The 24,106-nt window shown below is 63.9% G+C and carries 21 protein-coding genes and 1 riboswitch; of the genes, 7 read left to right on the top strand and 14 right to left on the bottom strand.

Features of this window, described 5'->3' with window-relative positions; genetic code table 11:
* Positions 1–24: 24 nt before the first annotated feature.
* From IWX64_RS07860 to IWX64_RS07830, 7 genes are all read right to left on the bottom strand, one after another.
* Positions 25–1,938, bottom strand: coding sequence for an ABC transporter ATP-binding protein (locus IWX64_RS07860; protein ID WP_334683206.1), 1,914 nt, complete (start codon positions 1,936–1,938; stop codon positions 25–27).
* Positions 1,935–3,068 carry a glycosyltransferase family 4 protein gene (locus IWX64_RS07855; protein ID WP_196866579.1) on the bottom strand — a complete coding sequence of 378 codons (1,134 nt, stop codon included), beginning with the start codon at positions 3,066–3,068 and terminating at the stop codon, positions 1,935–1,937. The genes IWX64_RS07860 and IWX64_RS07855 overlap by 4 nt, the downstream gene beginning before the upstream one ends.
* Positions 3,065–4,363, bottom strand: coding sequence for a glycosyltransferase family 4 protein (locus IWX64_RS07850; RefSeq protein ID WP_334683205.1), 1,299 nt, complete (start codon positions 4,361–4,363; stop codon positions 3,065–3,067). The genes IWX64_RS07855 and IWX64_RS07850 overlap by 4 nt, the downstream gene beginning before the upstream one ends.
* Positions 4,350–5,678 carry a glycosyltransferase family protein gene (locus IWX64_RS07845; RefSeq protein WP_196866577.1) on the bottom strand — a complete coding sequence of 443 codons (1,329 nt, stop codon included), beginning with the start codon at positions 5,676–5,678 and terminating at the stop codon, positions 4,350–4,352. Before IWX64_RS07845 ends, IWX64_RS07850 begins: the two co-directional genes overlap by 14 nt.
* A gap of 303 nt (positions 5,679–5,981) precedes the next feature.
* Positions 5,982–6,272 (bottom strand): DUF1540 domain-containing protein, encoded by a 291-nt coding sequence (locus tag IWX64_RS07840; RefSeq protein ID WP_196866576.1) that lies wholly within the window; start codon positions 6,270–6,272, stop codon positions 5,982–5,984.
* 181 nt (positions 6,273–6,453) lie between these two features.
* On the bottom strand, positions 6,454–7,266 hold the full coding sequence (locus tag IWX64_RS07835) for a spermidine synthase (RefSeq protein ID WP_196866575.1): 813 nt from the start codon (positions 7,264–7,266) through the stop codon (positions 6,454–6,456).
* Positions 7,263–8,501 carry an aminotransferase class I/II-fold pyridoxal phosphate-dependent enzyme gene (locus IWX64_RS07830; protein WP_196866574.1) on the bottom strand — a complete coding sequence of 413 codons (1,239 nt, stop codon included), beginning with the start codon at positions 8,499–8,501 and terminating at the stop codon, positions 7,263–7,265. Before IWX64_RS07830 ends, IWX64_RS07835 begins: the two co-directional genes overlap by 4 nt.
* Before the next feature lie 78 nt (positions 8,502–8,579).
* On the opposite strand from IWX64_RS07830, the gene coaD reads away from it, so the two are divergent.
* Together coaD and IWX64_RS07820 are read left to right on the top strand one after the other, a co-directional pair.
* A complete protein-coding gene (coaD, locus tag IWX64_RS07825; RefSeq protein WP_196866573.1) occupies positions 8,580–9,056 on the top strand; it encodes a pantetheine-phosphate adenylyltransferase in 477 nt (158 codons plus the stop codon).
* Between the two features lie 48 nt (positions 9,057–9,104).
* A complete protein-coding gene (locus tag IWX64_RS07820; protein ID WP_196866572.1) occupies positions 9,105–9,323 on the top strand; it encodes a hypothetical protein in 219 nt (72 codons plus the stop codon).
* Between the two features lie 99 nt (positions 9,324–9,422).
* On the opposite strand, the gene IWX64_RS07815 is transcribed toward IWX64_RS07820, so the two are convergent.
* From IWX64_RS07815 to IWX64_RS07785, 7 genes are all read right to left on the bottom strand, one after another.
* Complete coding sequence (locus IWX64_RS07815; protein ID WP_196866571.1) at positions 9,423–15,245, bottom strand: peroxidase family protein; 5,823 nt, start codon at positions 15,243–15,245, stop codon at positions 9,423–9,425.
* Between the two features lie 124 nt (positions 15,246–15,369).
* On the bottom strand, positions 15,370–16,407 hold the full coding sequence (locus tag IWX64_RS07810; protein ID WP_196866570.1) for a sulfate/molybdate ABC transporter ATP-binding protein: 1,038 nt from the start codon (positions 16,405–16,407) through the stop codon (positions 15,370–15,372).
* Positions 16,404–17,213, bottom strand: coding sequence for an ABC transporter permease (locus tag IWX64_RS07805; protein WP_196866569.1), 810 nt, complete (start codon positions 17,211–17,213; stop codon positions 16,404–16,406). Before IWX64_RS07805 ends, IWX64_RS07810 begins: the two co-directional genes overlap by 4 nt.
* Positions 17,210–17,980 (bottom strand): molybdate ABC transporter substrate-binding protein, encoded by a 771-nt coding sequence (gene modA, locus IWX64_RS07800; RefSeq protein ID WP_196866568.1) that lies wholly within the window; start codon positions 17,978–17,980, stop codon positions 17,210–17,212. The genes IWX64_RS07805 and modA overlap by 4 nt, the downstream gene beginning before the upstream one ends.
* Position 17,981: 1 nt before the next feature.
* A complete protein-coding gene (locus IWX64_RS07795; RefSeq protein ID WP_196866567.1) occupies positions 17,982–18,386 on the bottom strand; it encodes a TOBE domain-containing protein in 405 nt (134 codons plus the stop codon).
* Between the two features lie 138 nt (positions 18,387–18,524).
* On the bottom strand, positions 18,525–18,869 hold the full coding sequence (locus tag IWX64_RS07790; RefSeq protein ID WP_196866566.1) for a DUF3140 domain-containing protein: 345 nt from the start codon (positions 18,867–18,869) through the stop codon (positions 18,525–18,527).
* A 178-nt stretch (positions 18,870–19,047) separates the two neighbouring features.
* On the bottom strand, positions 19,048–19,638 hold the full coding sequence (locus IWX64_RS07785) for a YdcF family protein (RefSeq protein WP_334683204.1): 591 nt from the start codon (positions 19,636–19,638) through the stop codon (positions 19,048–19,050).
* 269 nt (positions 19,639–19,907) lie between these two features.
* On the opposite strand from IWX64_RS07785, the gene IWX64_RS07780 reads away from it, so the two are divergent.
* The 5 genes from IWX64_RS07780 (at position 19,908) to IWX64_RS07760 (ending at position 23,938) form a co-directional block, all read left to right on the top strand.
* Positions 19,908–20,474, top strand: a complete 567-nt coding sequence (locus IWX64_RS07780) for a YceD family protein (protein WP_196866564.1) — start codon at positions 19,908–19,910, stop codon at positions 20,472–20,474.
* Positions 20,475–20,476: 2 nt separating this feature from the next.
* Complete coding sequence (rpmF, locus tag IWX64_RS07775) at positions 20,477–20,680, top strand: 50S ribosomal protein L32 (RefSeq protein WP_024476178.1); 204 nt, start codon at positions 20,477–20,479, stop codon at positions 20,678–20,680.
* Between the two features lie 63 nt (positions 20,681–20,743).
* On the top strand, positions 20,744–21,571 hold the full coding sequence (gene rnc / locus IWX64_RS07770; protein WP_334683203.1) for a ribonuclease III: 828 nt from the start codon (positions 20,744–20,746) through the stop codon (positions 21,569–21,571).
* Positions 21,572–21,581: 10 nt separating this feature from the next.
* Complete coding sequence (gene mutM / locus IWX64_RS07765; RefSeq protein ID WP_196866563.1) at positions 21,582–22,583, top strand: bifunctional DNA-formamidopyrimidine glycosylase/DNA-(apurinic or apyrimidinic site) lyase; 1,002 nt, start codon at positions 21,582–21,584, stop codon at positions 22,581–22,583.
* Between the two features lie 300 nt (positions 22,584–22,883).
* Positions 22,884–23,050: riboswitch (cyclic di-AMP (ydaO/yuaA leader) on the top strand.
* Between the two features lie 3 nt (positions 23,051–23,053).
* On the top strand, positions 23,054–23,938 hold the full coding sequence (locus IWX64_RS07760; RefSeq protein ID WP_196866562.1) for a C40 family peptidase: 885 nt from the start codon (positions 23,054–23,056) through the stop codon (positions 23,936–23,938).
* Positions 23,939–24,106: the final 168 nt, after the last annotated feature.

The raw sequence follows: 24,106 nt of genomic DNA, 5'->3' as shown, positions 1-24,106 counted from the left end.
CTGATGGCCGGACAGCTGTGGACCTCATGCCCGGCCTCCAGCCGTCTTCTCAGCGAGCTGCGCCTCATCGGCCGCCTGTTGTTGACGAACCCAGGTGGCGAACATCGGATGGGTCATCAGTTCAGCGGGGGTCCCGTCGAGAAGGATCTGCCCATCCTGTAGCCACACCACCCGATCGTGGGTGAGCGCTACGGACGCCTCATGGGTGATCGTGATGGTGGTGCGTCCCTGCGTCAGGGTGGCCAGACCAGCAAGGACTTCGGCCCGGGACGCCTGATCCAACCCGGTCGTCACCTCATCGAGGATCACCACCTGCGAATCACGAAGCAACGCCCGGGCAATGGTGATCCGCTGCCGCTGCCCACCGGACAGGGTTCCGCCGCGCTCGCCGACCAGGGTGTCATACCCATCCTCGAATCCGGAGATGAACGTGTCGGCATTCGCCAGCACCGCCGCCCGCTCCACCTCGGCGTCGGTGGCGTCAGCCCGGCCATAACGGATGTTCTCCCGGATGGTGCCCGTAAACAGCACCGCATCCTGCAGTACCAGGCTGATATTAGACCGCAGCGACTCGAGCGTCACCGTCCGCAGATCGTGGCCATCCACGTGCGCGGTTCCCGACACCGGATCCATCATGCGCACCATCAGCGACACCAGGGTGGACTTGCCCGATCCTGACGGCCCCACAATTGCTGTCTTGCGCCCACCCACCAGCGCCAGGTCCAGGTTTTTCAGGACCGGTTGCCCGTCACCATAGGCAGCGGTCATGTTGCGGAACTCCACATCGCCCCACACCTTGCCAAGCGATACGGCGTTCGGGGCGTCAACAATGTCCACCCGTTCATCCAGGAGGTCGGCCACCCGCTCGCCCGACGCCGTCGCGCGGGCAATCCGCCCCGTGTACTTGGCCAGGTCCCGCAGCGGCTTCATGGAGGTTTTCAGGTACATCAGGAACAGCACCAGATCGCCGGGAGTCATGGCCCCCTGCACCACCCTCCACCCGCCGCCAGCCAGCACGACGGCGGTGGCGACGCCGACAATGACGTCGGTGCGACGCTCCAACGCCGCGGCAAGGCGCCTGGACTGGACTCCGTCCCTGAGGGTCTTCTGGTTACTGCTGCCGAACCGATCGGAGAGGGTCTTTTCCAGACCGTAGGTCTGCACCACCCTGATAGCACCCAGGCTCTCCTGGGCGGTGTTGGCCAGCGAACCTTCGCCCTTCCGGGTCCTGCGCGCCGCGACGGTGATCTTGCCGGTGCTGACCCTCGACAGCAGCAGGAAACTGGCACAGGCAATGACCACCACCAGGGCGAGCAGCGGATCAAGCCAGAACATCACCCCGCCCATCACCACCAGCGTGATGCAGTTGGCGATCAGCGGCAGCCCTGCGCTCACCGCCACCTCCTGGAGCCGGCCGACGTCGCCCACCAACCGCTGGATGGTGTCACCGGTCCGCGCCGACGAGTGATACCGGGTGGACAGGGACTGCACGTGCTCAAAGACCCGGGCCCGCAGCTCCGTCGCGACCCTTGAGCCGGCCAACGCAAACGCCACGGTGGCGAGGTAGTTGCACAGCGCCCGCATCCCAATGATCACCAGCAGCCCAGCGCCACAGGCGAGGAGAAGGCCTTCGGTGGCTAACGGGCCGGTTCCGGCCAGATCGGCTCCCAGGCTGCGGGAAATCGCATCCACCACAAACTTGACCGGCCAGGGTTCCAGCACCCGGAAGATCACCTCAAAGAGCAACGCCACCACTCCGCCGCTCATCAGCAGGCGGTGTTTGCGCAGATGCGGTTTCGCAATGTTGATGGTCCGCCGGAGCGGGCTGCGCGCCATTTTGGGTCCGATGGTTGGCGGCGTTGCCGGCTTGGGGGTCCTGACGATTGCCGGCGCCGGGGGAGGAGTAGCAATCACTGGGGGCGTCTTCTCGATGGTCATGACAGGATCCCCTCGGTGATGCGCCCCAGCACGCCGTCCCAGCTGTGATGATCGTTGGCCAGGCTGCGCGCGGCGTCGGACATCGCTGACCTGGCCAGCGGAGCACCGGCAAGGTCATCGATGGCGGCTGCCAGCGCTCCCGGATCCGAGGGAGCCACCAGCAGCCCGGTGACGCCGTCGTCAATGATTGAGGGCACCTGACCCACCCGCGAGGCCACCACGGGCAGACCGGCGGCACAGTATTCGTAGATTTTCAGCGGAGAAAAGTACTGGTCGCTTGCGTCCTCCATCTCCGGATACGGTGCCGCCGCCAGGGCACAGCCAGCCAGCGCAGCAGGGATGAGTTCGGGAGTGACGGCGCCCGTGAACTCGACATCCGCGCCATGCGCGACGGCGAGTTCACGCAGCTGCCCACCCTCCGGACCGTCTCCCACAATCCGGAGAGCCCAGTCGGTTGACGCGACAGCCTTGGCCCGGATCAGGGTCTCCACCCCGTGCCACGGCTTCAGCGTCCCGACGAACACCACCATCGGGATGCCTGCCGCCTCGGCAGTGGGCCGGATCCGGTCAACGTTGACCCCGTTTGGCACCACCAGCACCTTCGCCTCATACTCGTTCGCCACCCGCTCCTTCACCCAGGCGGCGACCGGTTCTGAGACGCACACGGTCCTGGACGCTGCCGCAACCTGGCGCTGCAGCGCCGTGAGCGCTCTCTCTTCGTCGACGAGAGACCGGTGGATACGCTGCTCATCGATCAGCGGGGCATTCACCTCCAGGAACCCTGGGATGGCCAGCGCTGACGCGACGCGGGCCAGGGCGTCGCTGAAGAGGGAATACCGCTCGTAGACCGCCGTCGCGCCGTCGGCGATGGCACGCGCCGCCAACTCGGCCGCAGCGGCTGCCTGTGCCTGTTCGCGGGCGGCACCGTCGCCCTTGGGGATGCGGTGAACCACCACCGGAACGTCGGCAAGGTCCGCTGGGATGTCGGTTCCCGGCCGGGTGCAGTACACAGTGACCTCGGCGCCGAGGGACCGCCAGCTGCGGATGATCTCCTGCACGTGCACCGAGGCACCCTTCGAGCCGAATACCGGCACCCCGGGGTCAACGCAGAGATAGGCAAGACGAATCATGAGTAGACCACCGCTTCCTCGATCTGGTGGACCGGACGCAGGCCGGCTTCGAGTTCCTGCAACCTGACGGACTGTCGGTGCGAATCAAAGAACTGGTCAATCACCCGGCGCGCGGCGAGTGCCACTGCCTGCCGATCGAAGTCCGCTGACCCCGCCCGCTGGAGTGCATCAACCAGGTCGCCGAGCACGCCGGAACGGATCAGGATTCCGGTCTGGACGCCGTCGCCGGTGGGCAGACCGGGGTCCAGTGCGCTGCCACCGTTGGAAATCACCTCGGGGATCCCCGTGACATCACTGGCGATGCAGGGCACGCCCATCGCCATTGCTTCGAGCAGAACGGTGGGCAGACCATCGGCGTTGCCATCCGTGCCCACCAGGCAGGGGGCGGCGAACACATCGGCCCACCGCAACAGCTCTATCACTTCGGCCTGGGTCCGCGGTCCCAGCAGAGTGACGGTTGCCTCCAGCCCGTGGCTGGCAATCTGGTCAGACAACTGGTCGTGAAGCTCTCCGCCACCGGCAATTCGGACGTCGAGGACAACGCCGCGGTGGACCAGCTCAGCGACAGCCTCGATGAGCTGGTTGAAACCCTTCTTTTCCACCAGCCGGCCGACGGCGGCAACCCGCAGCACCGGTCCGGGCGCGGTGGGACTGGCGAAGGGAAACCGTTCCAGCTCCAGACCGTTGTAAATCCGATGGACCCGTCCCAGGTGTTCGGGAAACAACCCGCCCAGATAATTGAGGTTGAAGTCGCTCACCGTCACCACATGGTGCGCGGCACCGATCAGTCCGCGGAGTACCTCCGGGTCTACCTCTTCGTGGAAGATGTCCTTGGCGTGCGCGGTAAACGAGAACGGAATGCCCGTCAGCTCGGCCGAGACCTTTGCCGTGCGGGCGGCGATTGACCCGAAGTGGGCGTGCACGTGGGTGATTCCCCGCTGGCACAGCAGCATCGCAAGCTCAACGCCCTGGTGAACCTCCACCGGGTCCATGGCGGCCAGCTGAGGCAGCAGCCGGGCGAACCGTTCAGCAAAGTCCGGAATCACGTCCCCGGCGGCTGCCATGATGGCCCAGCCATCAGCCAGTTTGGCTGGTTTCGACACATACGTGACGGGAGCCTGGACCCGGGCCAGCTCGGGATGGAACCGGGGGTCGATCGGAGGCCTGAGCGAAAAGATCTCCAGCTCGTCCCCGGCGGCTTCCCGCGCGAGGATCTCGGTGACAATGAAGGTCTCGGAGAACCGGGGATAGATCTTCAGGATGTACCCGGTGCGGGAACCACTAGACGGCTGCAAGGTTCTTCCAATCGCTGCGAAGGTCAGCATGGGGCGTTGGCACCGTGAAGCCGAGCAGCTCGGCGGCAAACTCGCCAACGGTGTGCAGACCATTCAGGTCCACGTTGTGCCGTGGCGACGGCGCCCCGACCACGGTGTCGAACCAGTCGGTGAGCACCTCAGGTGTGAACCGGTCAGGGTGGCACATGTCCATCAGCTCGTGGCGAGCCAGGGATTCGGCGCGGATCAGTTGCTCCCGCCGGGGATGAACCCGGGGGACCACCAGCGCAGGGGTGGTGGTGCTCATGATCTCGCACACCGAGTTGTAGCCGCCCATTGACACAATCGCCGAGGCTTCCCTCATCTCGGCGAGGCCGTCACGCACCATCGAAATGACCCGGGTGCCGGGCGCCGCCGACTTTTCGATCACAACGCGGTCCTCCTTGGGCATCTGGGGACCGGTGACAATCAGGTGTTCATAGCCGTGGGGGACTGTCGCCTGGGCTGCAGCCAGCAGCATCGCACGACCATCGGATCCGCCGCCAGCCATGGTCAGCACGTATGGCTTTGCTGTGGAGCCGGTGCGACGCCTCGACTGACGGCCGGTTGCCAGATACCCGGTATAGCGGACCATCGAGGCGAGCTTGCCGGGAATTTCACCGGATGCCACCGGGTCATGAATGACGGGATCCCCGTAGACCCACAGCTCATCGAAATAGCCACGCAGCTTGTCCAGGTTCCCCAGCGCGTTCCATTCCCGCCGTGCCACCTGGGGGCTGTCGAGGACTTCCCGGAGACCAAGGACCACCTTGCACCCGGGCCGTGCCTTCTTCAGGTCCGACAGGGCCGAGATGAGCTCCCGGTCCACACCGAAGGCGTGCCGGTCCACAACCACCAGATGAGGCCGGAACTCGGAGAGGACGGCCTCCATGATCTGCGAACGAAGCCGGATGAGTTTGCTTTGGTTAATCGCCAGGTTGCGGGGAACGTAGCCGTCGCTGCCCTTGGCAATCCCCGGGAGCACCACCCAGTCCCAGCCATCCGGACTGTCAAAGCGTGTTGCCTGGGACTCGCCGGTGACCAGCAGCCCGGTGACCTTGCGGTTGGCCAGCCCGGGGAGGTTGGCGGCCAGAGAGTGGGCGAGAGCCAGATTCCGCCGGGTATGACCCAGGCCCTGGGAGTCGTGTGAGTACAGCACCACCCGGAGCTCTTTCAACGAGTTTCCCTCTCCAGGAAGCCCTCGAGCGTCGAGTTCCTGTGCCGCAACGTCCGCTGAAGCGACGTCGAGTGCAGGAACTTCCTGAGAGAAATGCCCTAGCGGCGAGTGCGTTTCCATGACGGTGACCAATCTTTCCCTGCGGTGATGTAACTGCTGCAGGTTCTCTATCTAGCCAGCCGCCTATGAGACGTTCGTGAGGCGCTTATGAGAGAGTTCTCATCGAAATCTCTCATCGACACCCGTCGGTGGTCAGTCAACAACCGTTATGCCGGTTCCCGACGAACGGTCGTCCACCTCCTGCCACCTGTACTTCCTGGACACGCGTGCTTCCTGGACACACGAAGACCCGGTCGTCACAGAGGACAACCGGGTCTTCGGAACGCAGCATCCGACCGTGGCGTGGCGTGGGAAGCGTGCGGCCTACTGTGGCTGGTAGGACAGGCAATCGGCGGTGTCAGCGCCGCTGCCGATCTTCACATCGGTCTTGCCGCACATGAGGTGGCTATTGAACGTGCACTCGGTCCGCTGGCAGGCACCCACGTGGGCCAGGACCATGGGTAGTCCGCCGGTCGCTGAGGTGTCGATGAAGGTGGAGCATGACGCGTGGTCACGGCTACCACCGACCGTAATCGCGAAGGCGGTGCAGCCGTCATGGTTAAAGGAGCAGGAATGGACACTGCAATCGGAAACGCTTGCAACTTCGGTTGTCATGGTTCCTCCTAGGGGATCCGTCGATCTATTCCCCTAACGGTACTGCTGAATGGAGGAATTAACACTCAACAAAAGTATTTCGATAGCGCACATTAAATTAGCGCATTTATTGCTTTCGTATTGGCGCTACGGTTTGTCATGTCCTCTGGACTTCGTGGCCCACCGCGGTCTCGCGGAGGGGCTACTGCCGTGCCGAACAAAAGGCAGCGAACTCAGGTCCGGTCACCACGACTCCCGGATGCGGGCCGGCTGCCACCAACGACGGCGACCAGGTGGCGGGCCAGGCTGAACCGGTCCCCACCAGCACAATGTTCCCTGCCATCCGCCCACTGATCATCCCTGCATCAGCCAGCACCGCGACGTCGTCGGCGGCGGCACGCAACCTCCGCGCCTGGGCACGCGCAAACGTCAACGGCGGATCATCGCCCACATTTACCAGGACCACGCCGCCTGGAGCGACTGCCGCCCTGAGCGAATCATAGAAGGCTTCATCAGTCAGATGGGCCGGCGCATCAGCACCAGCAAATACGTCCAGCACCACTGCGTCAAAGGAGCCGGGCTCACAACGCTCCAGGGCCGCGCGGGCGTCATCGATCACCATCGAACACCGGGTGCCCTCCGGCAGGGGTAGATGCTCCAGTACAAAGTCCAGCAGCTCCCGTTCAAGTTCTACAGCTGTCTGCTCGGAACCTGGTCGCCTGGCCTGGACATACCGCGCCAGGGTCAGCGCACCCGCACCCAGGTGCAGCACCCGGATGGGCTCGCCCGCCGGCTTGAAGATATCCAGCACATTAGCGATCCGGCGCAAATACTCATAAAAGACGTTCCCGGGATTCCGCAGATTCACATGGGATTGTTGTGCGCCACCAATACTGAGAATGAATGCCCCCTCGGTAAATGCATCCTCATCAATTTCGGCAAGCTCGCCAATTCCGGCCAGTTGCAGGGTAGGCACCGAGCCGTCCTCGTCGGCAGCAAGCTCAACACCCTTCATAGCCGGGCGCTCAACGTAGCCAGCCGGTCCGCGGCTTCCTGCAGGACCTCGGTTTTTTTGCAGAACGCGAATCTCAGGAGCGAACTGGTGCGGGCTGCGCCGTCGGGATGGCAGAACACCGCCACGGGGATGGCGGCCACCCCCACCAGCTCCGGCAACTGTCGTGCCAGCGCGGTGGCGTCGCTGATTCCCAGCGGCGCGGTATCCACGTTCACAAAGTAGGTCCCCTGCGGGGAGAAGACATCAAACCCTGCGGCTTTCAACCCTGCGCTGAGGATGTCCCGTTTCGTCTGCAGGGTGGCCGCGGTCGCCTGGAAGAACCCGTCATCCAGGCCCAGGCCGTGGGCGACGGCGCTCTGGAACGGCGTGCCTGAGCTGTAGGTAAGGAAGGTCTTGACGGTCCGCACCGCCGAAATGAGCTCCTGCGGCCCGGTGATCCAACCGATCTTCCACCCGGTCACCGAGAAGGTTTTGCCGGCCGAGGAGATGGTCAGGGTTCGGTCCATGGCTCCCGGCAGCGAGGCGATGGGCAGATGCGCCACACCGAAGGTGAGGTGCTCGTAGACCTCATCGGTGACGATCACGGCGTCATGCTTCACCGCGAGGTCCACAATCTTCTGCAGCACCTCCCGGGTGAACACGGTTCCCGTCGGGTTGTGGGGGTTGTTGAGCAGGATAATCCGGGTCGAGGGGGAGACTGCCCGCTCCAGCTCGTCGAGATCGGGCTGGAAATCGGGCGCCGACAGGGCCACGGTGGTGTGGGTGGCCCCGCTCAGGCCGATGATCGCGCCATAGGAGTCGTAGAATGGTTCAAAGGTAAGAACCTCGTCGCCGGGCCCGGCCAGGGCCAGCACCGCCGACGCAATCCCCTCGGTTGCGCCGGTACTGACGATCGTCTCGGTGTGGGGGTCGGGCGTCAGGCCGTAGAACCGTTCCTGATGAGCCGCGATCGCCTCCCGGAGCACTGGCAGACCCTGGCCGGGCGCATACTGGTTGGCCCCTGCGGAAATCGCTGCCCGGGCTGCCTCAAGGATTTCGGCTGGCCCGTCCTCGTCAGGGAATCCCTGCCCCAGGTTGATCGCCCCGTGCTTCCCCGCCAGCATGGTGATCTCCTCGAAGATTGTCACACCCAGTCGCCCATCAGCAGCCAACAGGTTGGCGCCCGACGCCGTCCGTTGCCAGGGGGTGGGAGTTGCGGCGGTGCCGGTCACCAGTGCAGAAGTTGTTGTACTCATGGACTCAAGTATTACGGTTTTGCCGACCTGACGTTTGGCTCTGGTGTGCCACGCCGCAATGCCCTGTAGATTCGAGGCATGCGTCGCGCAGTGTGCCCCGGATCCTTTGACCCCATCCACAACGGTCACGTGGAGGTCATTGCCCGTGCCGCGAGCCTTTTCGATGAGGTGATTGTTGCGGTATCGAATAATCCAGCCAAGAATTACCGGTTTGATCTTGACGAACGACTCGACAGCGCCCGCGAGACGCTTCAGTACCTGCGGGGTGTTTCAGTTCTCTCGATGGGGGACGGACTGCTCGCCGACTTTTGCCGGTCCCATGGCGCCAACCTGATCGTCAAGGGGCTGCGCTCCAGCCAGGACTTTGACTATGAGCTGCCGATGGCCACCATGAACCGTCAGCTCACCGGCGTCGAGACTGTGTTCATTCCAGCGGAAAACAGCTACACCCACCTCTCATCGACGCTCCTCAAAGAGGTTGCTTCGTTGGGCGGCGACATATCTCCCTTTGTGCCCAGGGGTGTGCTGAAACGGCTCAATCGGCCATCGACCTGAGGGCACAACCGGCCTGGCCCGAAGAGGCAGATGAAGTAGGGTATGGCTATGACCGACAAGACTCGCCTTGGCCCAGAAGATCCGTTTCCCGAAGATCTTGACTCGCTGGCTGACGGTGAAGTGGAAGTGCTGAACAGTAAAGTCCACCGCCAGATCGACGAGGAATACGTTGAGGAAGGCCAGCCGGACCCGGAAACCGCGTTCCGCAAGGAAGAGCTTGATGAGGAACTCGACGGGCGCGACGACGAGGACGACTCAGAAAAGTAGGCTTCGTCCTGCAGGCGACTGCCGGACCTGAAGTACATAGACGGAGGGAGTGGCCACACGGCCACTCCCTCCATTTATAGTGCGATCCTTACTCCGTCGCTACCGGGGCTGAACTATCGCCGACCGGGCCGAAGCGAGGCTTGATCCGATGGCGTTGACTGCCACGACATCAAACCGGTAGTTACCGGCTGGAAGCGTGAACGACAAGGTGCGAAGAGTCGCTCCAGCTGTGACGGTCACCGGTGTGCCGGATATCGTCACACCGTCGGCCGCCATCCGCAGGGCCCTGACCCGGTAACCGGTGATGGGGGATCCACCGGTTGAGGCCGGAGCGTTCCAGTTGGCGTTGGCAGTCAGTGTTCCGCCCACTGCGCCCTGGGTGGGAGCCAGAATGACCGGCACCCCCGGAGGGCCCGCTGGCGACACTGCCGCTGAGGCCGTCGACAGCGCTCCCGCACCCAGGGCGTTGACAGCCTGGACCCGGAAGGTATAGCTAACGCCGTTCAAAAGGCCCGTAACCGTGCGGCCCGTCGTTGCGGTGCCGGTGAATGTCACCGTGCGAACCAGGGTTGTCCCGGTGAGCACCTGCACCCGGTATTCGGTGATCGCCGTTCCGCCATTTGCTGGCGGAGCGGTCCAGGACAGGGTAACCGAGGTGTTTCCTCGGACTCCCACCACGTTAGTGGGAACTCCTGGGACCACATTCGGGGTCACCGCTGCAGACAAGGCTGAGAAGGCACTCGCCCCCGAAGCGTTGAGCGCCTGCACCTGGAATCGGTACGCCTGACCGTTGGCCAGCCCGGTTACCACAACGCTCGTCGCTGTGCCGGCAGCTGGCCGCAGAGCACCGACCTGTGTTCCTGCCGCATTGACCACCCTCACGTTGTAGCTGGTGGCTCCTGCAGCTGCGGTCCATCTGACTGTCGCAGAGGTGTTTCCCGCTGTGGCAGTCCCAATCACCGGTGCCGCCGGGAGAGCGGCCCCCGGAACAACCGTTGCCGATGCCGCAGACAACGCTCCCGCGCCCAGGGCGTTGACAGCCTGGACCCTGAAGGTGTAGGCGGTGCCGTTGGTCAGACCCGTCACTGCCCGGCCTGTTGTTGCAGCTCCGGCGAAGGTCACCGTCCGAACCACTGTTGTGCCGGTCAGCACCTGCACCCGGTATTCAGTGATGGCTGTTCCACCATTTGCTGGCGGAGCGGTCCAGGACAAGGTGGCCGAGGTGTTGCCTCGGACTCCCACCACGTTGGTGGGTGTTCCTGGGACCACGTTCGGGGTCACTGCTGTGGACAGGGCCGAGAGCGGACCTGTTCCCACCGCGTTGATCGCTTCCACCTGGAACCGGTAGGCCTGGCCGTTGACCAGCCCGGTGACTACCAGGCTTGTCGCTGTGTTCGCTGCCGGCCGCAGCGCGCCTACCTGGATGCCCGCTGCATCGACCACCCGCACGTTGTAGCCGGTGACGAGTCCGGCTGGTGAGGTCCAGCTGACTGTCGCTGACGCGTTGGCAGCCGTCGCCGTTCCGATCACCGGAGCGGCAGGGGTCCCAAAGTCGGAGAACCGCAGTTCCTCGACGTTCCTGACGGTATCCGTGCCGTCGGCCTGGGTACCTCGGGCATGAACCACAGTGGTCACCGAGCCTGGCGAACCAAGTGTGGCACCGGTGGGTACGGTTGTCACGTCGTAGTTCGCCTCAAGATCAGAGAACTGCGCAATGTCCACCGACGTCCCGTTGGCCGGGGAAAGGACTTCCCTGATGACCACGATGTTCCCCGGATTAACTTTTCCGGCGAAGACATCCTGTTGCAGGGTTGGCCCGGTGAGGTTGCCGTTGACATCGCTTAGATACTGCGAAGCCATGGCACTTTGACCCGGTCCTTCGACACCGGCGCTGCCGATCTCCTCGCCCGCTGCATTGCGGACGCTGAGCCGAACACTGAGGTAGGCATCGCCGTCAATAAGGTCGTCGGCGCCACGGCCCTCCAGCAGGTCGCTGCCAGCGCCGCCGAGCAGGATGTTGCCATCGCCCCACACCGGTCCAGCTAGTCCGGGACATTCGCCCGGGCCGATCACCGAGTTGGCAGCCACATCAGCCAGCGGGGTGGTCAGCGCGGAGGCCGGAAGTAGTGCATCGAGTCCATCGATACGATCCACACCCGCCTGATCGAGGACGTCGCAGCCGATGAATCCGCCGCCACCAACCTCACTGGGAACCACGTCGTCGCCGCGGATCTTGTCATTGAACTTCCACCCCGACAGGGCTTCATTTTCGTTGAACTTGTCCCTGACCCCTACGGTGAGAACGTTGAGCGGAGGAAGGGGAAGCGACAGATCAGAATCCATTGGTTGCGGATCGCCCTGGCTGATCGACCAGTCATAGCCTGCCGCCCCGACGTTCTTCTCGATGCCGGGACCAGCGACGCCGATGTCGTCGCCACCTTCAAGATCGTAGTCGTCGTCACCGCCCTGGCCGATAGCGATATCGTGACCGGGTTTGTTGTCGTCGGTGAAGAACAGATTCGAGCTGTCACCGATCAGCCCGTCAGGCTGGTCACCGCCCTCAATCCAGTCGTCGCCGCCGTCGCCGATACCCTGATCAATACCTTCGCCGAGGATCAGGAAGTCGTCTCCCTCACCGGCGAAGGTGGTATTGGCGTTACCGCCGCCGTTCATGAAGTCCTTGCCATCGCCGCCCATAATCAGATCAAGCCCGGGACCCGCGTTGATGGCGTCGTTACCCGGACCGCCCTTGAGTACGTCGTCTCCGGCGAGATCGGTGAGGATGTCGTTACCCTCGCCGCCCAGAGCCACATCGGCTCCGTCTCCGCCCTCAATGACGTCGTTGCCGAGATTGCCCCAGAAGGTATCACTGTCGTTGCCACCGAAGACCCGGTCAGTTCCGGACGTCCCGTTGTAGACGCTCTGTCCGTTGATTCCGGCGGGGTCAACAGTATTGCGTGAGCGATACTTGATCGTCCCGTCAGGCATGCGAATCAGCAGCGCTGTCTCATTGCATTCACTGGCCTGATCATCGGCGATCGTGTTGCCGAAGGAGGTGAACCCGCCCGGGGTGCCAGCGAGGTTCTTCAGTTCGAACTTGCAGTCTGATGTCGCGAACGGATCAGCCTTTAGGCTCTTGGCATTGGTATTGCGCATGATCAGCTCCGAGAAAGAGTTTCCCTCGAGTTGCGTGCGCAGATTCATGCCGGGAGTACGAGCAAGATAGTACAGACGGTCACCGTTCTGCAGGTCGGTCATCTGGCTTTCGAACACGTAGTTGAAGGTGCTTCCCAATAGCCCGCCGAAGACGTTGGTCTGCTCGGCAAGACCGCCAACCCACAGGTCGACGTCGTCGAGCCCGGTGATGGATGACGTTCCGTTGTTGGCCCAGGCGCCCGTGCTGTTCATGAAGTCCGCTGCGTCGTCGGGGGCGACGTCTCCGGCGGCTACATTTGGATTAACGATGGCCCGTGCTGCTTCCCTTTTACCCTTCAGCGTTGTTGCGCCGGTAACAGTTGGGTGCAATCCGTACGCTGCAACGAAGTTCACCAGGGACTCCGGGTGCTTGATACTCTCGCCAAAGTCGATCCAGTTGACGTAGGGCCTCAACTGCCCGTCGTTTGTTGCAGCGTGCAGGCTGCGGCGCAGGACGTTCAAGCGTGGAATACCCTCAGACCGTGCCCGGGCGATGTTGATCGCCGCCAGGTCAAGCGGCAGGCCCAGCAGATTGTTTCGCAGCGTATCGGTCACAAACTCATCGAGCTCGTTACCTACCTGGTCGGACATCCCCATGAAGACGCTGCCTGCAGCCTCCTCGGAGGTGAGGTCACCGGCGGGACCGCCGTCGGTGTAGGCCGGGGGATTGAGGAATCCTTCCAGCAGGGAAATATCATTCTGGGTTCCCGCAACATCATCGGAGGTGCCAAATTCATTGTCGTTACCTGGCCGGTCTTCATTCCGGCGGGAAATAGTCTCGGTCAGCATTGAGTGGCCGAAACGATAGACCGCGTGGGCAAACTCGGCGGTAACCGCCGGATCAACGTCAGTCTGGACGAAGGCAAACGGTTCAAAGGGGTTGATGGCCGGCTGGACCTTGCGCGCAAACTCCTCAAAGACGAGGTGCTGGTACTCCATCTCGGTCACAAAGCGTGCGGCCTGGAACAGTCTTTCACCATTCCAGCCTTCGGCGCCGAGAGCTGACTTCCACTCGGCAAGCGCCCTGATTCCCGCCGCTGATGTATCCGACGCCAGGGTGTTCTTGATGTCGCCCACCATCCGGTCGTGTTCTGAATGGAACACCTGGTGGATAGCGGTTAGGCCGATGTTTTCGTTGACCCTTCCATCACCAGCGGCAAAGTGCAGATCGAGGATTTCGTCGTCGTACTGGTTGACGCAGCCTGCAGGGAATCCGGGTTGTGCACACGGAGTCAGCGAGGGTGTGACCACATTGTCGGGGTCGGGGGTGAAGCCCGGCTTCGGTACCGCGTTGTTGGCGATGTCCGTCAGGAAGGGGGTTTCAAAGTGCCTGACGTTGTTTGGAACCGGCACCGGGGAAGCAGTGTCCCCCTCAACCAATCCGGTGAGAGTTACATACTGCGGCAGTCCGCGAGCTGGGCCCGGGATGAATTTGCCATAGGCGTCGGCGGCGATCATCGGAACATCAAGCGCGTCAGCGTCTTCAAGCTTCAGGCCAAGCAGAGACGCTGCCTGATTCTTGACACCTGCCCACGTGGCCATGCCTCCCTCGGTGGGCCCCGCAGGTCCGCCCAGCAGTTTGCCCGTCGACACCGGGCGTCCATTGGAGTTGTTGACGTACTCCCTCAGGAAGACCTGGTGGGAGGCGTGGGAGGTGTAGGTCTGGCTTTGGTCAACCCAGGGGGTGTCAGTGTTGAGGGCATCGCGGACATCGTCGGCGGTGCCAAGTTGTCCGTCGGGGCCCGGCTGGTTCTTGCCCCGGGTGAGGACCATGAACCGCAGGTTGGGGTTCAGATCGTCGGCGGTGCCGACTTTGTGGTCTGGCCCAGCAATAAGTGGGTCGTCGCCCTTGAGCGGAACGAACACAGTGCCGCCGCCTTTGACCGTCTGGTCAATCCCATGGTCGAAGAACTGGCCAAACAGGGTGAACAACGAGTTGTACGGTGGAGAAAGCCCGACGTCGGTGGTGACGTTCGGGATGAACAGGGTCTGGAACGACGGAGTGCAGCCGAGGGGGACCCCGTCCACAGCTGGCACAGCCAGGGGGTCGGGATCGGTGGTGCACGGGGTGACCCCCGTGTTGTTCTGGCTTCTGATGGGCAATCCCGCGGCAGCGACGGCTGCGGGGTTGGTTGAGGTCTGGTCCACAATCAGGTTACTGATGGTTCGCGGCTGGGAATCGAACACGTTGCCGGCGGTTTGGTTATAACTGGTCGGCGAAGGGGGCCCGCCGAGGGAACCCGATTCGGCGCCTGAAAATGTGGCGGGCGCGAGCCGTGGGAACGGTTGGTCCGCCGCGCCGAAGGTTTCCTGCCCTGCCTGCAGGTTATTACAGGATCCGTCGACTGTCCTCAGCCCGTGGGAGATGAGAGGGGTGGCGATCTGGTTGGGTCCGGTACCTACCAGGGCTCCACACGGACCCGTTGCGGAAGTGGTATTTGCCACGTGCGCCTCGGCGATTTTGATCTGCTTCAGGATGAAGGCAAGATCCGAGGGTGTGACGGTAAACCCCTGACCGGTAGGAGCAACCACAGCGTTGGCTCCGGTGACCGGTAGCAACATGCCCAACGGGAAGAGGAGAGCGGTGGCAATCGCCGCCAGTCGGACCGGCAGCCTCTGCCCACGGTTGGGTGACTGGGCCGAGTGAAGGGCTCGGTGGACAGCGGCCCGCGACCCCTGCGATGCCTCTCGTTTTTCTGGTGCTGATTTCCTGCCGAAAATATTCATGACACACCCTGCTGGATTGAAGGGACCGAGTGGGCCCACCATGCTTGATGTTGGCTATGAAATCCTTGGAAGTGCGCTGTGGGTGGGTCCAGCCGAGGATCGGCTGATCCTCAACACCCCGCAGCTACCGCGGATACAGGGCAATTTCGGTGGACTTGACCACGAAGAACACCTTCATCCCGGGGATCAGGTCAAGATCTGCTGCCGCTGCGGCGGTGATGTCGGCGCTCAGGTGACCGGCGCGGACGCTGACAAGATCACCGCGCTGCTCCAGGTCGCTGACCACTACCGGCAGCACATTCCGCGGACTACCTGACGGTTCCATCACAAACACCGACACGGCGCGGGGGCTGAAGACCGCCGCGGCATCCTGACCCGCTGGCAGTGGCTCTTCAGCGACGGCGGACAACCGGAGGCCATCTCCGGTGACCAGGCCGCCGAGCGTGCTGGTGCCGGTCACCAGGTTCACCCCGGCGAGGCCCGCGCCGAACGCACTGCGCGGCCGCTCAAGAATCTCGCGGCTGGGTCCCGCCTCGACGACGCGTCCGGACTGGATGATGATGGTGCGGTGCGCAAGCATCAGGGCGTCAAGCACGCTGTGGGTGACGATGATCGCGCTTCGCCCCGTCAACACCCGCTTCAGGGTCCTCCGCATCGCGGGAGCCACGGCGATATCCAGCGCCGACATGGGTTCGTCGAGCAACAGCAGCCGTGGATGGATGGCAAGGGCCCGGGCCACCGCCACCCGTTGCGCTTGCCCGCCGGACAATTCCGACGGACGCCGGTCAGCAAACTCCGCCGCCTCCAGCTCGCCCAGCCACCTCAGCGCCTCCTCGCGGGAGACCGCGCGGCTCGCGCCCTGGCTGCGTGGGCCGAAGGCCACATTGTCCAGCACGCTCAGATGCGGGAACAGCAGCGGCTCCTGTGCCAGCAGTGAGACACCCCTGGCATACGGGGGCAACCAGACGCCTTCTGCAAACAGGGTGGTGTCGTCCAGGGTGGCGCTGCCGCCGTCGGGACGCAGCAGTCCCGCGAGCACCGTGAGCAGGGTCGACTTGCCAGCGCCGTTGGGACCCAGGACGGCAACCGTTTCGCCCTGCTCAACTGTCAACTGGACCGCCAGATCACGGGCGGCCACCTGCACATCTGCCGTGAGGCTCACAGCGCGCCTCCGCCCTGGGGACGGCTCCGGTGCGCAAGCCCAACCACCAGCACCGCCACCACCACGAGGACCAGTGAGAGCGCGACGGCGGCATCGGGGTCGGTCTCGCGCTGCAGATAGATCTCCAGGGGAAGGGTCCGGGTGACACCCTGCAGGCTGCCCGCAAAGGTCAGGGTGGCACCAAATTCACCCAGTGCCCGCGCGAAGGACAGCACCATTCCGGAGATCAGCCCCGGCAGCACCAGGGGCAGGGTAATCCGGCGGAGTACAGTTCCGGGCCGGGCGCCCAGCGTCGCAGCAACCGCTTCGTACCGGCTGCCGGCTGATCTGATGGCCCCCTCGAGGCTGAGCACCAGGAAGGGCAAGGCAACGAAGGTCTGGGCAATCACGACGGCGGTCGTCGAGAACGCGATGCTGATCCCGAGCACCTCAAGGCTGGACCCCACCAGTCCCTGCCTGCCAAACGTGTAGAGCAACGCTATGCCGCCCACCACGGGCGGCAGGACCAGGGGCAACAGCACCAGCGCCCGCAGTACCTGCTGGCCGGGGAAGTCGGTGCGGGCGAGCACCAGGGCCATCGGTACGCCAAACACGACGCACAGCCCCGTGGCGATCACCGAGGTGCGCAGGCTCAGGCCGAGCGCCGCCACCGACGACTCCGAGGTCACCAGCTGCACGAACTGCGACCAGTTCACTTGCGCGATCATCGCCGCCAGGGGCAACAGCACCAACAGGGCACCGCCGGCGGCGAGGACAAACACCCACCGCGGGATTCCATGCCGGATTGCCCGGATTCTGGTGCTCACGGCGCACCGAATCCTGCGTCGGTGAGCAGCTGCTGGCCCGCCGGAGACGTCACGAGGTCAATGAAGCTTCGGGCGCGATCACTATTCCCTCCCGCCACAGCCGCCACCGGGTAGGTGGTGAGAGCGTCTGTCGCCTCCGGGAAGTCAATGCTCTCGACGCTGTTGCCGGCGGCCAGCACATCGGTGACATAGACCAGGCCCGCATCTGCTTCACCGGAGCGGACCTTGCCCAGCGTGTCGGTTACGGACCCTTCCTCGCTCACCGCGTTCACCGTCACTCCGGCTGCCCTCTGGGCCTCGACTGCAGCGGCCCCGCAGGGTACCTGCGGTGCGCAGAGGACCACCCTGGTGCCGGGGTCGGCCAGATCCTCGAAGCCGGTGATGCCTGCGGGGTTGCCCGCGGGTACCGCGATGGTCAGGGTATTCGTGGCAAAGGGCACCGGTTGCCCGTCGATCAGTTCCTCGGCGGCTACCCGGTCCATCGTGAGGGTGTCTGCTGAAGCAAACACATCGGCGGGTGCACCGGCGGTCAGCTGGGTGGCCAGATCAGAGGACCCGGCAAAGCTGAAGGTGATGGTGGAACCCGGGTTCGCTGCCTCGTACTGCTCACCGAGCTTCGTAAAGGTGGTCTGCAGCGACGCGGCGGCGAACACGGTCAGGCCCTGGTCGGCATCCGCTGCCTCCGGAGAGTCGGCTGCGGTGCCGCAGGCGGCCAACCCCAGGACCGCCAACGAGCCAACGGCGACCATGCCGCGGGAATGCCACATCTCAGATCTTCCTTCCGGGAGTCTCGACAATGACGGTGGTCGATTTCACCACCGCGACGGCTACCGAGCCCGGCTCCAGCGCCAACTCCTTGACGGCTTCAGCGCTCATCAGGGAGACCACCCGGTGGGGGCCGCACTGGAGTTCCACCTGGGCCATCACCCTGTCTGTCACCACCCGGGTCACCAGCCCCACAAACCGGTTCCGGGCTGAGCTCTCCATCCCCGATGGATCCTCGGGCAGGACAGCACGCTCCCGGGCCAGGTGGGCGAGCTCCAGGCCGTCAAGCATGGTGACGCCGGTTGAGGATTTGGTGCTGGTGAGGGTACCGTCTTCTGCCCAGCGCCGCACTGTGTCGGCGCTGACACCGAGGTAGTGCGCTGCGTCTTTGACCCGTATCTGCGACATAAAAGCCACTCTAGCCCAGCAGGTGCGTCTCCAGGCAGGAGTGTCCGCGAACAAGGCCTCGGTGAAGCCCTCGTCAGCCGGGGGCCGGTGCGAAGCCGGTGCGGGGCCGGAGCGCGGTGGGCGCGGGGCCGGTGCGCTCTAGTCTTTCTTCAGTGGATCGTGTCCCCAGTTCATCAGGGAGTACCGCCACCGGGAGTGTTCAACGTCGGACGACGGCTTCTGTGCCAGATGTCTGCGGACGTAGCCCACTACTTTGTGCATGTGCGCAACGTCCTCCTCGCTGAGATCCACTTTCCTGGTTCGCAAGATTTTCACAATCCGTCGGCCGGATTCGTGGCCCACCGACTCACCTCCGTTGCCCTTCTGGCCGACAGAACGTGATTCATCGGACTCGAGCCAGTCCTCCAGTGTGGGGGCCGTCATATTGACCGCCTTCTGCCAGTCTGGCCACACCGAATCCAGCGTGTCTTCGGAACCGCTCATGGCTATCGCTCTCTTTCAGGTCGGGGGTGCACCCAGGCATATGGCGGGCCCTCATCGGCTGCGAGTGTCCTGGCAAAGCTAAGGCTGCTGATTGTTGGTGAGAACCTATCACGCGATCGGGACGCCGAAGCAGGTAGGGCCGTAAGGGTCATTTTCCGAGCGGGCGGCACAGCCGGTACTAGATCCGGTTCGCGCAGACAGGCCTCAGGTGGGTGGCAGCCAGGGCGGCCGTTTCCTCGACAAACCGGGGCAGCCATCCCAGCAGCCCATGGTCGGGGGTCGAGGGGACCATGACCAGCTCCGTGTCCGAGCATTGACGAAGGTTGGTGAACGCCCGCAGTGCGTGATAGTCGGAGGTGACCACTAGGACGGTGTCCCAGTCCCGGTCGGCTGCGAGTCGGGCGACGGCGCGTGCTTCTCCACGGGTGGTGAGGGGAGAGGGTTCAAAACACACCCGCGATGCGTGTGCCGGTCTCTTGCAGAGCCGGTCGGCGTCGACGTTCCCGGGGGTGTCTGTCCGGGAGATGGCAAGGATCGGTGCGTGCCCTGCCGCCACCAACTCCTCGGCGAGGGGGAGCCGCTCCGAGCTGTCGCCCCCCAGGACCACCACCGCATCGGCGTTGACTCCAGCCACATAGTCCGGGCCGAACACCGGTGGGTTGATGAACAGGGAATAGCAGGCGAGCAGCCAGATGCAGGTCAACGCCACCAGGGCCGCCGTCGACCGTTGCAGCCATCGCCACAGCACTCGGGTCGGGGGGATTCTCACCGGGTCAACCTTACGGGCAGGCCACCAGCTGGGGCCGTAACCGCCCGCAAAGCGTCCGCACAGACCGGACCACACCCGCGTGGCGCGTTTGGCTCTGCCCATAATCCGTGGTGAGGTGGGGCATGAGCGGCACTAGCCGCCGTCGTCGGCGGCTGTCGCTTGCCGAACCCTCCGGCTCTGGTTTGAGCCGGGCGGGCTAATCAGGCTAAGATGATACGTCGGTCATATGTTCTACAGGAGTTCCCATTAAGAGCGATCTCAGTTCGCCTTTGATTTTCAACGTCAAGGACCTCGGGCGCAGCCCGGGCAGCATGCGAACAATCGAAGAACATGTACCCGCACCAAAGGATTTCGGTGTGGTTCTCATCGGTGTTCAGGAAGGTTCCCCCGTGGAACTGGATCTGAGACTGGAGGCTGTGCACGAGGGAATTCTGGTATCAGGTACCGCAGACGTCGAGATCGTGGGCGAATGTGGCCGGTGCCTGGATCCCATCAAGTACAGCAGCAGCGTCGATGTGCAGGAGCTTTTCTACTACGACGACGTCGAGTTGTCCGAGGGAGAAGAACCTGTTGAAGAGCACCGGGTTGATCGGGATTCAATTGATCTTGAGCCGGTGCTTCGGGACGCAGTGGTAACGTCACTGCCGTTCCAGCCGGTGTGCCGGGAGGACTGTGAGGGTCTGTGCTCTGAATGTGGAGCCCGCCTCGCGGATGACCCCGATCATCAGCACGAAATTTTGGATCCCCGCTGGGCGGCCCTTACCGGGCTGACCAGCACTGCAGCGTCAAGCGACGTGGCAGCAAGTACAGAGTCTGTCGAGAGAGAAGAGAGTTAGTCGTGGCTGTTCCTAAGCGGAAAATGTCCCGCTCGAATACCCGTGCACGTCGGTCCCAGTGGAAGGCAACTGCCCCCAAACTGGTGAAGACCGTGGAGAACGGCCGCGTTACCTACAGCCTGGCTCACCAGGCCAAGGTAGTCACCGACTCCGCCGGCACTGCACTGTTCCTTGAGTACAAGGGACGCAAGGTAGCCGACGTCTAACGACCGCTGTGTGCCCGGCATCGCCGGTGCCTGCAGCGTTCTTATGCGAGTGCGTAAGTAGACGTGGCTAATACTGAAGACCTTTTGAAGCGTCTCGGTGTCTCAATTGACGCCGGGACGCTTCGTCTTGCCCTGACGCACCGCTCCTTCGCCTATGAGCATGGCGGTATCCCCACCAACGAACGCCTCGAATTCCTTGGTGATTCGGTGTTGGGGCTGGCGGTCACCGACGCGCTGTACCGGGACAACCCCGAGCTGTCGGAGGGTGACCTCGCCAAACGGCGCTCCGCGGTCGTCAGCACCCGTGCCCTGGCCGGGATTGCCCGCGACCTGGAGCTGGGCCAGCATGTCCTGCTGGGCCAGGGCGAGAAGCTGACCAACGGGCGGAACAAGGCATCGATTCTCGCTGACACGATGGAAGCCGTCATTGGCGCGACCTACCTCAGCAACGGGATCGAAATAGCCCGGGCCATGGTGATGCGCCTGGTGGGTCCCCTGTTGGGAAGCGCTGCCGCCATGGGCGCCGGCACCGACTGGAAGACCAATATCCAGGAGATCGCCGCTGCGCGCCGCCTGGGCACCATCGACTACAAGGTCACCGGATTCGGCCCCGACCACGCCCGCACCTTCGAAGCACTCCTCACGGTCGGAGGCAAGCCCTATGGCTCCGGATCGGGTCCTTCCAAGAAGGAAGCCGAACAGGAGGCTGCTGCCGCCTCCTGGAAGATGCTCCGGGTTATCGCCGCTGAACCCAAAACAGCGGCCCAGACGGTAGTGGTCCCGGTTGAAGTGCCCAACGTCGCCCACGACGGGATTCACCCTGACGGCGCTGACACTGTTCCTGACCCTGTCATCGGCTTCGCCAATCCGGCATCCGCCGCGTCGGCTTAAGCACGCACCCATGCCAGAGCTTCCCGAGGTCGAGGTGGTGCGCCGTGGCCTCGCGCGCTGGGTCCTGGGACGCACCATTGACGACGTCGACATCCTCGACCCGCGGTCGATCCGCCGCCACGCCCTCGGCGGCGAGGACTTCACCGGCAATCTGGTGGGCGCCCGGGTCCTGGACGTAGTCCGCCGGGGCAAGTTCCTCTGGCTCCCGCTGGCAGCTACCGCAAAGCCGTCAGACACTGCAGCTACGGCCGACACAGACACTGCAGGACCGCCTGTTGCACTGATGGCGCATCTCGGGATGAGCGGGCAACTGCTCGTCCAGGACGCCGAAGCACCCGAGGAGAAACACCTTCGGGTCCGGCTCACGCTCTCTGCGGCGTCCACTGCCGACGCCGGACCGCTCCCGAGGGAACTCCGCTTCGTCGATCAACGCATCTTCGGTGGCCTCTTCGTGACGTCGATGATTCCCACCGCCGACGGTCACGCCGGTGGCCTCGGCGAAAGCCCGCTGCCACTGATCCCCGTCGAGGCGGCCCACATTGCGCGAGACCCACTGGACCCGGCGTTCTCCTTTGCCGACTTCTATGCGAAGTTGCGCCGGCGCAGGACGGGCATCAAGCGGGCGCTCCTGGATCAGTCACTGGTCTCGGGTATCGGCAATATCTACGCCGATGAGGCGCTCTGGTCTGCCCGCGTGCACTATGCACGACCCACCGAAACGATGCGACGGGGCGATGCGCTCCGACTGATCGATGCCTGCCGCGACGTCATGCTGCGCGCACTGGACGCCGGCGGGACCAGCTTCGACTCCCTGTATGTGAACGTCAACGGGACCTCAGGGTATTTCGCGCGTTCCCTCAACGCCTACGGCAGGGAGGGCGAACCGTGTACCCGCTGTGCCGCCGACCCGGGATTCCACGGTAGCTCCCTGATCCGCCGTGAAATGTTCATGAACCGGTCCTCGTTCAGCTGTCCCCGCTGCCAGCCAAAGCCCCGCAACGGGCGCTGGTAAGCGGTAGTCCGGTTAGGCGGTATCACGGTTTTTGCGCAACGCCGCGGGCGCCGACTAGTTCTCCACACCGGGGCCTTGCCCACATACCGGGGGAGAAGCCGCCGCGGGCGTCGACCGTGCGGGACCATCATGCAATGGAAACCTTCCCAGCGCCCGAGCATGGTTCATCACCCCGACGCGAGTTATCGAATCGCTACCCATCACAGCGCCGCCGTAATACAAATGTGACAAAACTGGACGACCCTAGGTACAGTGGTCAGCGCGCAGGGTTCCGTTCAACTCAGCGTCCTCCCGACAGATTGCCCAATTCTGCCGATGTCGTGAGGTCCGTCCGCACATATCCGGCAGAAGCGGAGGAACCAATAGTGGCCGTCGATCGACGGCCTTGGGGTGAAGACTCGATTTCGAGTCCGGGTGGCTCCCATCCGAATCCGACAGCTAACTTCGTAGGCATCGGGAGAGGCTAGATCATGTCCAAGAATCACATCGCGCGTCACCGCGCCACCCCACCGAGCGCGCTCAAGACCGTTTCCAAAGCAGTCAGCTCACACGCTGGCGCCTTCGGCCGTCCAGCCGCTGTGGTTGTCGCCGCATCCGGTCTCATGCTCAGTGCCGGACTCCCGGCCAATGCAGCCGGTGAAATCACCGTCCAGCCAGCCGCCTCGGCGCCAGCCGTCCAGAGCGCTGGATCAGCAACCTACACCGTTCAGGCCGGGGACACCCTCGGAAACATCGCTGCAGCCCAGGGTGTCAGCCTTGAGTCGCTGTTCGCCCTGAACGGCCTCAGCTACGACTCGGTCATCTTCCCGGGTGACGTTATTTCCCTTTCGGGCGGCACCACCCAGGCCACCCAGGTAGCAGCACCAGCACCCGCTGCGGCACCAGCCGCCGCGGTGACCGTTGCCGCGCCGGCTCCGGCCGCGCCGGCTCCGGCCGCTCCAGCCGAGACCAGCACCCTGGGCATCACCACCGCCTCTGAAGCCATCACCCCGATGGCAGCAGCATCCACCGGTGGACAGGCATCGAGCTCAGGCATCGTTGGCACCGCGCTGTCGATGGTCGGCTCGGGCTACGTCTACGGTGGCACCACCCCGGGCGCCTGGGACTGCTCAGGCTTCACGCAGTGGGTCTTCGCCCAGCACGGCATCGACCTGCCCCGCACCAGCCAGGCACAGATGGCTGCCTCAGCCCGCACCAGCAACCCGCAGCCAGGTGACCTCGTCATCCAGAACGGCGGCGGACACGTCGGCATCTACATTGGTGACGGCCAGATGGTCAGCGCGCTGAACCCCAGCCAGGGCACCCTGGTCCACGCGGTCGACGCAATGCCTGTTGTTGGGTACTACACTCCCTAAGTGTCTGACCGGTTGTGTCTGACCAGGCTTAGCCTCTGACCAGGCTTAGCCTCTGACCGGGGGTTCGTAGGCTGAAGGCCGTCAGGCTTGAAGCCGTCGCCGCAGGCAACCTGAGGAGATCGGGCACAACTAACGAATGCGCCATCGGAGAATTCCGGTGGCGCATTC

The organism is Arthrobacter sp. CAN_A212, from assembly GCF_015752345.1.
Taxonomy (GTDB): domain Bacteria; phylum Actinomycetota; class Actinomycetes; order Actinomycetales; family Micrococcaceae; genus Arthrobacter_D.
Note: the sequence above shows the minus strand (reverse complement) of the source record. Positions and strands in the feature narration are given on the sequence as shown.